Annotated in this window: 11 protein-coding genes and 1 pseudogene; all 12 read left to right on the plus strand. The window is 55.3% G+C overall.

The features are described from left to right. The first annotated feature begins 191 nt into the window (after positions 1–191). The 12 genes and pseudogenes from C8P63_RS09710 (at position 192) to lonB (ending at position 13,126) form a co-directional block, all read left to right on the plus strand. Positions 192–638, plus strand: a complete 447-nt coding sequence (locus C8P63_RS09710; protein ID WP_108023636.1) for a MarR family winged helix-turn-helix transcriptional regulator — start codon at positions 192–194, stop codon at positions 636–638. Positions 639–811: 173 nt separating this feature from the next. After that, positions 812–1,654 carry a glutamate racemase gene (gene racE / locus C8P63_RS09715; RefSeq protein ID WP_281258702.1) on the plus strand — a complete coding sequence of 281 codons (843 nt, stop codon included), beginning with the start codon at positions 812–814 and terminating at the stop codon, positions 1,652–1,654. 140 nt (positions 1,655–1,794) lie between these two features. After that, a complete protein-coding gene (locus C8P63_RS09720) occupies positions 1,795–2,832 on the plus strand; it encodes a GerMN domain-containing protein (protein WP_108023639.1) in 1,038 nt (345 codons plus the stop codon). A 139-nt stretch (positions 2,833–2,971) separates the two neighbouring features. Continuing rightward, complete coding sequence (rph, locus tag C8P63_RS09725) at positions 2,972–3,745, plus strand: ribonuclease PH (RefSeq protein ID WP_108023641.1); 774 nt, start codon at positions 2,972–2,974, stop codon at positions 3,743–3,745. Further along, positions 3,717–4,370, plus strand: coding sequence for an XTP/dITP diphosphatase (locus tag C8P63_RS09730; RefSeq protein WP_108023643.1), 654 nt, complete (start codon positions 3,717–3,719; stop codon positions 4,368–4,370). The genes rph and C8P63_RS09730 overlap by 29 nt, the downstream gene beginning before the upstream one ends. 7 nt (positions 4,371–4,377) lie before the next feature. Then, entirely contained in the window at positions 4,378–4,890 is a 513-nt protein-coding gene (locus tag C8P63_RS09735) for a metallophosphoesterase family protein (RefSeq protein WP_170109593.1), read from the plus strand. Positions 4,891–5,567: 677 nt separating this feature from the next. Beyond that, positions 5,568–6,860 (plus strand): trigger factor, encoded by a 1,293-nt coding sequence (gene tig, locus C8P63_RS09740; protein ID WP_108023647.1) that lies wholly within the window; start codon positions 5,568–5,570, stop codon positions 6,858–6,860. A gap of 277 nt (positions 6,861–7,137) precedes the next feature. Then, a pseudogene (locus C8P63_RS19905) lies at positions 7,138–7,310 on the plus strand (ATP-dependent Clp protease proteolytic subunit). A 176-nt stretch (positions 7,311–7,486) separates the two neighbouring features. Beyond that, the gene (gene clpX / locus C8P63_RS09750; RefSeq protein WP_108023649.1) at positions 7,487–8,749 is read left to right on the plus strand and encodes an ATP-dependent protease ATP-binding subunit ClpX; all 1,263 of its coding nucleotides are present in this window, start codon (positions 7,487–7,489) and stop codon (positions 8,747–8,749) included. Positions 8,750–8,962: 213 nt separating this feature from the next. Further along, positions 8,963–10,090 carry a lipid II:glycine glycyltransferase FemX gene (locus tag C8P63_RS09755; RefSeq protein ID WP_108023650.1) on the plus strand — a complete coding sequence of 376 codons (1,128 nt, stop codon included), beginning with the start codon at positions 8,963–8,965 and terminating at the stop codon, positions 10,088–10,090. Positions 10,091–10,147: 57 nt separating this feature from the next. Further along, positions 10,148–11,290: an alanine racemase gene (locus tag C8P63_RS09760; RefSeq protein WP_146172158.1), complete on the plus strand. Its 1,143-nt coding sequence runs from the start codon at positions 10,148–10,150 to the stop codon at positions 11,288–11,290. Between the two features lie 150 nt (positions 11,291–11,440). After that, positions 11,441–13,126 carry an ATP-dependent protease LonB gene (lonB, locus tag C8P63_RS09765; RefSeq protein WP_108023652.1) on the plus strand — a complete coding sequence of 562 codons (1,686 nt, stop codon included), beginning with the start codon at positions 11,441–11,443 and terminating at the stop codon, positions 13,124–13,126. Positions 13,127–13,387 lie beyond the last annotated feature (261 nt).

Here is a 13,387-nt window from a genome sequence, read left to right on the forward strand (position 1 = left end):
GTCCGCGTAGGGTTTCTTTACTTTCCACCAGGGATACTTGTCTGAACCTTCATCATCCGTTACGATTAAAGCAAGTCTTGGTTGATGTTTCCGGCGGGTCCCGGAAAATGGACCGGTTACCCGGTTGAAAACGGATTCATGTGGAAAAACTGGCAGGTAACCGGTACGAAGACCGTGAAGGAGTTACCGCAATGAGTGCACAAACGGATTTATCAAAAGAGTTGGTGGCGGAGATCGAACGTCTGGTAAGGGAAATCAGCGTGGTGGTGAAACGGAAGGGAAGGGAGATTCTCAACGAATTTCCCATTACGCCTCCCCAGTTCACCGCCCTTTTGTGGTTGAACGAAGAAGGGGACATGACCATCGGCGACCTGAGCCAGAAGATGTATCTGGCATGCAGCACCATGACCGATCTGATCGACCGGATGGAAAAGAACGGATTGGTGGAACGGGTGCGGGATGAACGGGACCGGCGCGTGGTCCGGATCCATCTCCTCGAAAAGGGGAGGTCGATCATCTATGATGTGATGGAAGCCCGGCTGGCGTATCTGAGCGATGTCCTGTCCCGTTTTTCGAAAGAAGAAGTGAAGGAGATGTCCAAACACCTCTCCCTGCTTCACCGGGAAATGAATAGATGATCCCCGGCAGGGGGATTTTTTCCTCCGTGAAACCATTCCCGTCTTCAGGGTCGTTTGGTACAATAACGGAAATGCCGGGAGACCGGCATATACCGGAGTCGTCGGACCGTCATATGCTAAACATGTGAAGGAAAACGACCGAGCCATTTATTGTATACTGGAGGATGGAAGGTTTGACGGATCAGATCTCATCCCAAAGTGCCGTCGGCATCTTGGACTCCGGAGTCGGTGGCCTGACAGTGGTCAAAGAAGTTTTTCGCCAATTGCCCAAGGAAAGAGTTCTGTATTTCGGTGACACCCTTCGTTGCCCTTATGGACCGCGGACTCCGGAAGAAGTGCGCAGGTTCACCCTGGAAATAGTCCGTTATTTATCGTTATATCCTCTGAAAGCTTTGGTCATCGCTTGCAACACCGCCACTGCTGCGGCCCTCGAGGAGGTCCGTCGCAACGTGTCCGTTCCCGTGCTGGGAGTGATCGAGCCGGGGGCCCGTGCCGCGATCACCCTGTCCAGCCACGGCCGGGTCGGGGTCATCGGCACCGAAGGAACCATCCGGAGTTCGGCATACGAACGGGCACTGAAACAAATCGATCCCGATCTCTATGTCGTCAGCCACTCCTGTCCCACCCTGGTTCCTTTGGTGGAGAGCGGAGGAGAGGATACTCCACAGGCGAGGCAGATCGTTCGGCTGGCCCTCTCTCCGTTGAAAAAACACCGCCTGGATTCGCTCATCCTGGGTTGCACCCACTACCCTTTGATCTCCGGTCTCATCGGACGGGAGATGGGGAGCGGGGTGACCCTGATCAGCTCCGCCGAAGAGACGGCGAGGGAACTGAGTGCGGTTCTTCATCACAAAGGGCTGCTTTACGAAGGCCCCGCCCGGCAGCCCCATGATCATCTCTTCTTTACCAGCGGAAGGCCGGAAGCTTTCCGATCCATCGCGGAAAATTGGCTCGCCCAGCGGGTGTCGGTGGAGCCGGTGGTCCTGCCGGCGCTGGAGGAAAGTCCGGTGGGCTGAAGCTTACGAAAAAAGATTCCCCATAGGGATCTTTTTTCTTTTTTTGTACGACGATTTCCGGGCGGGGACAAACAGTAGTGATAATTTGCCGGGGGGCCCGTATACATGTACTAGAACATTGTCCCAGGAGGGAAGCGCCTATGCGGAGCAAATGGTTCAAGGGAATCGGGCCCCTGTTGATTCTTCCGTTGGTTCTGACGGGATGCCTCTTCGGTCCCGAAAAAGAATCGGCCCCCATCGACCCGCCCCCCAAGGAAATGGAAAACAAACAAAAAGATCCGAAGCCTTCCGATGACGAGTCCGCCACCGGGAAAAAGGACGAGCTGGAACTGTACTTTCTGACCGATTCGGGATACGTGGTTCCCTATTCTCTGAACGTCCCCAAAGTGGAGGGGATCGCCAAAGAGGCCATCGAGTACATGGTGAAAGGAGGACCGGCGGAGTCCCAGCTTCCGGAAGGGTTCAGCGGTATTCTGCCCCAAAACACCCAGGTCAAGGGACTGGATATCCGAAAGGGCACTGCCACCGTCGACTTTTCCAAGGAATTCCTGGATTACGATGCCAAGATGGAAGAAAAGATTCTCAGTGCCGTGACCTGGATGCTCACGGGGTTCGACTCCGTGAAAGCCGTCGACATCCGGGTGGACGGACGTCCGCTGGAAGCCATGCCCAAGAGAAAAACCCCGGCTCAAGATCTGACCCGGCTGAACGGCATCAACCTGGAACTGGCCCAAGGAGTCAACGTGGGGGAAAGTATGCCGGTGACACTCTACTTCATGGGACAGACCCCGGATAACACGGTGTACTATGTTCCCATTACCCGGATGATCCACCGCCAGAAAAACGTGGCGGAAGCGGCGATGAAGGAATTGGTCAAAGGGCCCCAGCACGGTTCCGAATTGGTCGGCGCCCTGGCGGAGACCACACAGGTGAATGGGGTGAAGATAAAAGGAGATACCGCGGTGGCCGATTTCGGAAAGGAACTTCTCCAATACAGCGACGAGCGGAAAGCCTCCCGGAACGCACTGAACACCATCGTGCTTTCTCTCACAGAAAACACGTCTGCAAAAAAAGTGCAAATCACCGTGGATGGAAAGTCGGATGTCAGCACCGACGGAGGCGGCCATTTCGACAAGCCGGTGACCCGTCCCAAGCGTGTCAACCCCACGGGACTTTGAACGAATTCGAAGACAAGAAAGCGAATCAGACCCAGCGAAAGAGGTGACCGGGCACCTCTTTTTTTTATCGAACGGGGTTCTCGATCCACCTTAAGGCCCTGTGTTATAATAATGAAACTACATATTGGAGGGGTATGATTTGAGGGTAGACGGACGTCAGTACAACGAAATTCGACCAGTGGAAATGACGCTTGGCTATATCAAACACGCGGAAGGGTCCGTCTATATCTGTGTCGGGGACACCAAGGTCATCTGCACGGCCTCGGTGGAGGAGCGTGTGCCGCCTTTTCTCCGGGGCGCGGGAAAGGGATGGGTCACGGCGGAATATTCGATGCTGCCCCGCGCAACCCAGTCACGGACGATCCGGGAATCCAGCAAAGGAAAAGTGGGCGGGCGGACCATGGAGATCCAGCGGTTGATCGGGCGGAGTCTGCGTTCCGTCATTCAGCTGGAACAACTCGGCGAGCGCACGCTTTGGCTGGATTGCGATGTGATCCAGGCGGACGGGGGAACCCGCACGGCTTCCATCACCGGGGCTTTCGTGGCCGCAACGCAGGCTCTTCATAAACTGATCCGGTCCGGGATGCTGGACACGATGCCGATCACGGATTATCTGGCTGCCACCAGTGTGGGAATCGTGAACGGACAGCCCAGTCTGGATCTTTGTTACCAGGAAGATTCCCAGGCCAAAGTCGATATGAATGTGGTGATGACCGGGTCCGGAAAGTATGTGGAGGTGCAGGGAACGGGGGAAGAGTCCCCCTTTTCCCCCGAGGAACTGAATCTTCTTTTGGAATTGGCCAAGCACGGGACGGAACAATTGATCGCTCAACAACGGGCGGTGCTGAAGGAAGCCGGCGAATGGATCGGGGGAGGCAAACGGGATGGCGACAACACCGTGGCGATGGACTGAGCTCATTTTCGCCACCCGCAACCGGCACAAGGTGAAAGAGCTGGATGCCATGTTCCGCGAAGCGCTCGGGATCCGGGTGAAGGGGTTGGAAGGGATGGAAAACCTCCCGCACATTGTCGAGGACCGGGAAACATTTGAGGGAAACGCCGTGAAAAAGGCCGAAACCATCGCCGGGGTCCTCGGCCGCCCCGTGGCCGCTGACGATTCCGGGCTGGCAGTCGATGCGTTGCAAGGGGCCCCCGGTGTGTACTCCGCCCGGTATGCGGGCCCGGATGCGACGGATGCCGAGAACAACAGGAAACTTCTGATGGAATTGGAGGGCTTGCCCGAAGCGGAAAGGAAAGCCGCTTTCGTTTGCGCTCTTGCCCTGGCGGTTCCCGGGGATGAGACCCGGGTGGTCCGGGGGGAGTGTCCGGGTCGGATCGCACTCCGACCCCGTGGGGAGAACGGGTTCGGCTATGACCCTCTGTTTTTCCTTCCGGAACGGGGATGTACCATGGCAGAGCTTCCGCCTGAGGTGAAGAACCAAATCAGCCACCGGGCGCGGGCGACGGAACGTTTGATCCGCTTGTTGAAGGAAACCTTCGATTTCGGGAGGTTCAAGGGGCGTAAACGGAAGGAGTGATTTTCCCGTGCGTGTGCTCATCGTGAGCGATTCCCATGGCGACGCTGGCCTCGTGAAGTCCGTGGTGGAACGGGAGCGGGCCGATCACCTCATCCACTGCGGGGACTTCTGTACCGGACGGGACCGGCTGCCAAGCGGCCCCTTGACGGTGGTAAGGGGAAACTGCGATTGGGAAGAGGTTCCCGAAGAAGCTTGGTGGGACGGGGGCGGTCATCGGTTCTACGTCACCCACGGACACCGCCGCCAGGTTCAGTCGTCGCTGTTACCGATCCGGTACCGGGCCGAAGAAAACGGGGCCGGGATCGTCTGTTTCGGTCACACCCATTTTCCGGTGTGTGAGCAATCGGAGCGTGTCCTCTTGATCAACCCCGGGAGTTTGGTGGCTCCCCGCGGGTTTCCGTCACCGTCTTACGCTGTTCTGGAAACCGGGAGAGGAGCGGAAGTGACAGTCACGTTTCATACCCCCCGGGGGGAGGTCATCCCGGAAAGGGGCGGCACCTATCGGGTCCGTGACCGTTGAAGGGGTCTGTCTTGACGGAGAAACCATCCGTGGTATAATATAACTTACGCACGGAGCGTGTGACTTCGTCCATGGGTCCCAGTAGCTCAGCTGGATAGAGCAACGGCCTTCAAATCAGGAGCCTCTGTGGGGAAACGGAAACTCACAGAGTGGACGACACTGTATCGGTGAAGCCTTAACGGGTCATGCCGATGGTGACACCGAGGAAACTTACGATCTCCCGGAGGGGAGAGGGAGGGGTTTTGAAGGCCCGGGCCGCAGGGCTCGGGGGTAGAAACCCCGAAAGATCTTCCGTTGCATTTGAATGCGCGAGAAGATCGTGAGGTTCCGTAGAGACTATACGTGTCGCACCTGAAACGGTGAAGATATAGTCCAGACCACAAACAACCGGTCGGTTGGTGGCGAAAGCCATAGTGGTATGCTAAGCCGTTGGTCGGGGGTTCGAATCCCTCCTGGGACGCCATATGTTCCGTTCTTCCGCGGTGAAGAACGGATTTGCCTGTATTTTGGCCCCGAGCCGGGGCTTTTGTTATGCCCGGAACTCCTTGGGGTTCTCTTGCAAAGGGCGTTTCATATGGTATAATGAAGCAGTTGCATTGGAGCGGAACCCTTTGGGGGGAGGTGCCCCCCTTCCCCTGCGGTTTCTAATAGAGTTCGTCAGGAGGGTAAGGAAACTGATGAAGGCTAACTGGGAAAAAACCGAAAACAACCGTGGCGTGCTTACGGTTGAGGTGGATGAAAAACAATTTTCCGATGCCTTGGACCGGGCGTTTCGGAAAGTGGTCAAGAAAGTGAATGTTCCCGGTTTCCGGAAAGGGAAGGTGCCGCGCCCGATCTTTGAAAAGCGCTTCGGGGTGGAGGCCCTTTACCAGGATGCGGTTGAAATTCTGGTGCCGGAAGCTTACCAGGCGGCCGTCGAGGAGACGGAAATCGAACCCGTGGACCAGCCCGAGATCGATATTGAACAGCTGGAAAAAGGCAAGCCCTTTATCTTTAAGGCGACGGTCACGGTGAAACCCGAGGTGAAATTGGGCGAGTACAAAGGCTTGGAAGTACCGGAAAAGGATTTCTCCGTCAAAGAAGAAGACGTGGAAGCCGAGCTGAAAAAAATGCAGGAACGCCAGGGTGAACTGGTGGCCGTGGAAGAAGGTCAGGTGGAAGAGAAAGACCGCGTCATCATCGACTTTGAAGGGTTTGTCGACGGAGAAGCCTTCGAAGGCGGAAAAGCGGAGAAATATACGTTGGAAGTGGGCTCCGGCCAGTTTATCCCCGGGTTTGAAGAGCAGCTCATCGGCATGAAACCGGGGGAGGAAAAAGAGGTCAAAGTGACCTTCCCCGAGGATTATCACGCGGAAGAACTTGCCGGCAAAGAAGCTGTCTTCAAAGTGAAGCTCCATGAAATCAAACGGATGCAGCTTCCGGAGCTGGACGACGAATTTGCGCAGGACGTCAGCGAGTTTGACACCCTGGATGAATTGAAAGCCGACATCGAGAATAAACTGAAAGAACAGAAGCGGCAGGAAGAAGAGAATTACAAACGCAACACGCTGGTGGAGAAAGCCGCTGAAAATGCCGAGATCGATTTGCCCGAAGTGATGATCGAACAGGAAATCGATCACATGCTGCGCCACTTCGAACAACAGTTGCAAATGCAGGGAATCTCGCTGGACCAATACTCCCAGTTCACCGGTCAGGACAAATCGGCCATCCGCGATCAGTTTAAGGAAGACGCCGAGAAAAAAGTACGGGCCAACCTGGTGTTGGAAGCCATTGCCTCCGAGGAGAATGTGGAAGTCGCCGATGAGGAAGTGGAAGAAGAACTGAAAAAATTGGCAGAACAGATGGGACGCGAAAAGGAAGAAATCCGCAAACTCCTGCAAGCCCAAGGCGGAGTGGGTCAAATCAAGGATGAATTGAAGGTTCGAAAAACGATCGACCTACTTGTATCCAACAGTAAAAATGCGGCATAATGAAAATAGGACGATGAAAAACGAGGCACGTTTGACGCGTGCCTTGTTTTTAAACATACAATTGGGAAAGGAGGAACCCGATTGAATTTGATCCCCGCGGTTGTGGATTGGACTCACCGGGGGGGAGCGTGCCTGTGATGGGTATTCCCGGCTGTTGAAGAACCGAATATGCAACGTCGCCATCGCTTAAGCGCCTGTTTCCGGCGGCGGATGATCCGGATCAGAATATGACTCTGTACATATCTCCCCATGGGGCTCCATCACGGCGGGGATGGCGATGGATGACACCATACCATACATAAACGGATGTTTCCCCATTTGCATAGGGATGGCTGCCAGTATGGGATTATTCCTGCCGGCGGCCGAACCAAAGGGAAACGATTCGCTTTGCCCAACAGCGAGGTGATGATTCACCAACCGCTCGGAGGTGTGTGCGGCCAAGGCCGCTGATATACACAAAACCCGAAGAAAATCAACCGGATCCTGTCCGAACGAACGGATTAACCGTTTTCCGAAGTGGAATGGGATTCGGCCTGCGACTCCTTCAAGGGTGCTCAGGAAGCCAAAGAAACCGGTTGGGTGGACCAAGTGATCACCCGCTAAAGATTTTGAGAGGGGTGATACGGATGTTCAAATTCAACGAAGAAAAAGGGCAGCTGAAATGCTCTTTCTGCGGTAAATCACAGGACCAGGTCCGGAAATTGGTGGCTGGTCCCGGGGTGTACATCTGCGATGAGTGCATCGAGCTTTGCAACGAAATCGTGGAGGAGGAGCTCGGCGGCGAAGAGGATATCGACCTCCAGAACCTTCCGAAACCCCAGGAGATCAATGAAATTCTGGACTCCTATGTCATCGGGCAGGAGGACGCAAAGAAATCCCTCTCCGTTGCCGTTTACAACCATTACAAGCGGATCAACTCTTCGCAGAAGAATGACGATGTGGAGCTTCAGAAGAGTAACATCGTGATGATCGGGCCGACGGGGAGCGGGAAAACCCTTCTTGCCCAGACGATGGCCAAAATCCTGAATGTGCCGTTTGCGATTGCCGACGCCACATCCCTGACGGAAGCAGGTTATGTGGGAGAAGATGTGGAGAACATTCTTCTGAAACTGATTCAGGCGGCCGACTATGACGTGGAGAAGGCGGAACGCGGGATCATTTACATCGACGAGATCGATAAAGTGGCCCGCAAATCGGAAAACCCCTCCATCACCCGGGACGTATCCGGCGAGGGGGTTCAACAGGCCCTTCTGAAGATCCTGGAAGGAACCACGGCCAGTGTCCCTCCGCAGGGAGGGCGGAAGCACCCCCATCAGGAATTCATCCAGATCGACACCAGCAACATCCTCTTTATCTGCGGCGGTGCTTTTGACGGACTGGAGTCCATCATTAAACGCCGGATCGGGAAAAAGGTGATCGGTTTCGGTTCCGAAAGCAACGCTGCCGATCTGAAACCGGGCGAATATCTGAAGATGGTGCTGCCCGAGGATCTGTTGCGTTTCGGTCTTATCCCGGAATTCGTGGGACGTCTTCCGGTCATCTCCACACTGGAGCCCCTGGACCAGGAGGCGTTGGTCAGGATCTTGACCGAACCGAAGAATGCACTTGTCAAGCAGTATCAGAAGCTGTTGGAGATGGACAATGTCCAGCTTCGTTTTGAGGAGGGCGCTCTGAAAGCCATCGCTGACGAGGCGATCAAACGAAACACAGGAGCCCGCGGCCTCCGGGCCATCATCGAGTCGATCATGCTGGATGTGATGTTCGACCTTCCGTCGCGGGATGATGTGACGGAATGCGTGGTGACGGAAGCGACGGTTCGGAACAAAGTGGCGCCCCGACTGACCACCCGGGAAGGCCGGACGGTCAACAAAAAAGAAGAAAGTGCCTGAATGGAAACGCACCCTGAAAAGGGTGCGTTATATTTTTTGGGTGAAGGCCGGCAGTGCATTCCCTGCCGCACTTGGATCGATTTGTGATAGAATAGCTATTGTGCAATCGGAGATGTTCTTTTGAAATTGGCATATTTTCCTCATCGTTTTTTTATTAACCGAAAAACGCTTGAACGAATGGGTCGAAAACTTTAAAACGGAGCTGTGGTTTGCATGAGGCAAGTGGAAGTGGTTTCACGCGAGGATTATCTTTCATTTATCGAAAAGCAACCTTGGGGCAACTTTATGCAGTATCCGTCTTGGGCTGAAGTGAAAACGGAATGGAAAAACGATCTTCTCGGTTGGTTTGACGATGAAGGACACATGGTCGGATGCGCTTTGGTTCTGTACCGTAAACTCCCGGGTTTAAATAAATACCTGGCCTACATCCCCCGGGGACCGGTCATCGATTGGAATACCAAGCAGTTGCAGGAATGGTTTGAACCCTTCTTCGAATACCTTCGGCGTAAAAACGTGTTCAGCGTCAAAATGGAACCTCCGGTTGTCCGGGCCAAGTGGAAGACGCCAACGATCAGGAGCTACCTGAAAGAGGTCCGGGCACACGGGTTGAAAGGAAAAACACTCCGGGATTTGGGCCCCGACGAAGTGGACGGGCATGCCGAATATATCCAGCAGGAGCTGGAACGGATCGGCTGGAAGTTGAAAGAAAGCGAGGGGGGCTTCTCGGCGATTCAACCCCAGTTCGTTTTCCGCCTTCCCCTGAAGGGCCGCTCACTGGAGGACGTGTTTGCCGGATTCCATACCAATTGGCGGCGCAATGTGAGGAAAGCGGAGAAGCAAGGCGTCAAAGTGACGGTAGGCGGGGAAGAGGAGCTGCCGGAATTCTATGAACTGCTGAAAGTAACCGCTCAGCGGGACAACTTTGTGGTGCGTAATTATTCCTATTTCGAGACGATGTATCGTTCCCTGAAGCGGGAAGACCCGAATCGCATCCAGCTGTACTTGGCAAGATATGACGGTAAGCTCTTGGCCTCCACCATCGCCATTCACGCCAACGGCCATACTTGGTATCTCTACGGGGCCAGCGGCAACGAAATGCGCGAGAAGATGCCGAATCATGCCATCCAATGGCGGATGATCCAGGATGCGCATGAAATGGGGGCCCACACCTATGATTTCCGCGGAATCAGTCATACGCTGGACGAGTCCAACCCCCTCTACGGTTTGCTCCGCTTCAAGTTGGGCTTTGGAGGGGAAGCCTGCCAATTGATCGGAGAATGGGACTATCCTCTTCAGCCCCTTCTGCAGTGGGCCTTTGACATGTATATGAAGAAGCGATAGAGGTGTTCAACTGTGAGTCTTACCTTATACTTGAACCGTCGGGCGTGGCTTTCTCACATGGAAGAAACTGAAAAGCGGTTCCCCGGGTTTATTCCCGTGATCAAGGGGAATGGATACGGCTTCGGCAACCGTTATCTGGCAGATGAGGTTCTTCAGGCCGGGAAAGAGGACATTGCGGTGGGTACGGTGGATGAGGCGCGTCAATTGGAGAAAACCCACTCCTTCCGGGAAATGATCGTCCTTACTCCCCTCTTGACCGAACTGAATGTGGCCGACTTGGTTCCGGGTCGTGTCTATACGGTGGGGAGCCGGGAACAGCTCCGCCACCTGGCTGCTTCCTTCGAACGCCTGCTGTCGGACGACAGGCGAGCCTGGACCCAAACAGGAGCCCCTTTCCGGTTGAACATTCTCATCAAATGCCGCTCTGCCATGAAACGCTACGGCTTCGATCTGCAGGAGGCCGGAAAGGTTTTGGACTGGATCCGGGAAGTGGAATCCGACCGGGTCCGGATCGAAGTCAAGGGATTGTCCATTCACTTTCCAAAGACGGGCATGGATTTTGCGGCGAAGGAACGGGAGATCGGGAATTGGCTGGAAGCGGCAAGAAAAGTCGGACTCCCCGCCGGGAGGATGTATGTGAGCCATCTTACACCGGATCAATTTCAAAACCTGACCCGGCAATGGCCCGAAGTGGAGTTTTCCATGCGTCTCGGCACCGACCTGTGGCTTTCCGACAAATCCTTCATTGAAACCAAGAGCACCGTATTGGACGTCAAAGAGGTGAAACGGGGGGAACGGTTCGGTTACAAGCAGCTCCGATCCTACCGAAACGGCTGGCTGGTGTGTGTCGCCGGGGGAACGGCCAACGGAGTGGGGCTGGAATCTCCCGCCTCGGCAAGGGGGTTGAAAGAGCGACTCAAACTGACGGTTTTTTGGATCTTTCACCTGTTTAACTTGCACCTCAGTCCTTTCACATACAAGGGAAAGCGTCTCTGGTTTGCCGAGCCTCCCCACATGCAGACCAGTGTGCTGTTCTTTCCCTCCGGTTCCCCCGTTCCGGAGGTGGGCGAAGAATTACCGGTCCAACTCCGGATGACGACGGCGACGTTTGATCGCCTGGTCACCGACCCGGAAGTGGAGGAGCTTTCGGGCCGCGAGGAACAAGAAGAAAAAGGTAAAGCGTTGAACGCCATTCCTTAAAACATCCGAAAACACCCCGCCGGCGCCCGTTTTGGCGTATCGGCGGGGTGTTTGTGTTTTGACTATCCCTCCCGGACAGCGGTCATACTAACACCCAGAATTGGCGGATACCCCTCGGTGCGAAATGAAAGACGGGGAGGAATGGCAGATATGAACTGGACAGTCTTGATCATGATGTTGCAGGTTTTCTTTTCGGTCGTCATCGGCCTGTATTTCTGGAACCTGCTGCGCAACCAACAATCCAACCGGTCGGCGGTGGACCGGGAGTCGCGGAAAGAGATGGACAAATTGCGGAAAATGCGCAGTGTGTCGCTGACAGAACCGCTTTCCGAAAAAACGAGGCCTTCCTCTTTTGGGGAGATCGTGGGTCAAAAAGAAGGATTGCGGTCACTGAAAGCGGCTCTGTGCGGGCCCAATCCGCAGCATGTATTGATTTATGGTCCGCCGGGAGTGGGGAAAACCGCCGCAGCTCGCGTCATCCTGGAGGAAGCCAAGAAAAATCCCCAATCTCCTTTTAACGCGAATTCCACGTTTGTGGAGGTCGACGCCACCACGGCCCGTTTTGACGAGCGAGGGATCGCCGATCCCCTGATCGGGTCCGTTCACGATCCCATCTATCAGGGAGCGGGGGCGATGGGAATGGCGGGAATTCCCCAACCCAAACCGGGGGCCGTCACCAAAGCGCACGGAGGTTTGTTGTTCATCGATGAGATCGGGGAACTGCATCCGATTCAGATGAACAAGCTGTTGAAGGTGCTGGAGGACCGAAAGGTTTACTTTGAAAGCGCCTATTACAGCTCCGAGGATACCAACACCCCCTCTCATATCCACGACATTTTCCAAAACGGCCTCCCGGCGGATTTCCGCATGGTCGGGGCAACCACTCGCACTCCGGAGGAAATTCCTCCCGCGATCCGCTCCCGTTGCATGGAGATTTATTTCCGGCCGCTCCTGTCAACGGAAGTGGAACGAATCACCCGTCAGGCGATCGATCGCATCGGCTTTGACTATGAAGAGAAAGCGGTGGAAGTGATCAAAAAATACGCCACCAACGGCCGGGAAGCGGTCAATATCGTACAGACCGCGGGCGGGATGGCCCTCACCGAAGGCCGCAAGGAGATCAAGGCTTCCGACGTGGAATGGGTGGTTCACAGCAGTCAGCTCTCTCCCCGACCGGACAAAAAAGTTCCCGATCAACCCCAACCGGGATTGGTCAACGGTTTGGCCGTCTATGGGCCCAATATCGGCGCTCTTCTGGAAATCGAAGTCACGGCGACCCCTGCTGCTGAAGGAGAAGAAGGGTCCATTCGGATCACCGGCATGGTGGATGAAGAGGAGCTGGGGGGACGGCAACGAACCCTCCGGAGAAAAAGCATGGCCCGCAGCTCCGTGGAAAATGTGCTCACGGTTCTCCGGCGAACGGATATCGACCCTTATGCCTGTCACTTGCACATCAACTTTCCCGGGGGGGTTCCCCTGGATGGGCCGTCAGCCGGAATTGCGATGGCGTCGGCCATCTACTCGGCTATCAAAGGGATCAAGGTGGACAACCGCCTGGCCATGACAGGAGAACTGAGCATTCACGGAAGGGTGAAGCCCGTCGGCGGGATCGTGGCCAAAGTGGAAGCGGCCATACAAGCCGGCGCCACGAGGGTCCTGATTCCCGAAGAAAATATGCAGACCATCTTCTCGGAGATGGAAGGGATTCGGGTCATTCCGGTCCGGCACATGGATGAGGTATTCAAGCTGTTCCCGCTGGAGGCCGCGGAGGAGCAGCAGGAAAGCGCAGTGACCGCTGCCACGGTGCTGGCGGCAACTCCCTCGCCTGTAACGTGAACCCCCTTCCGGCCGGCGGCACCCCGTCCGTTCCCGGGAGTCGCCGGTTTCCCCCTTGAAGCGTTGTGATTGAATGTTCGTTTCGAGAAAAGGGGGAAGCGTTTACCCAAAAATAGCGACTTTGCTGTCCTGCCCAAGACAGCAGCCGGAGCGGCTTTGGGTAAATGCTGCCGCTCACTTTTTCACAACGCTTCTTGTCCGGGGTCGGGCTGTCATGGACAAAAGAGAATGAATAAGATAAAATCGTACAAAGCTCGAGGT

Origin of the sequence: Melghirimyces profundicolus, from assembly GCF_003054245.1 — a bacterium.
Classification (GTDB): Bacteria; Bacillota; Bacilli; order Thermoactinomycetales; family DSM-45169; genus Melghirimyces; species Melghirimyces profundicolus.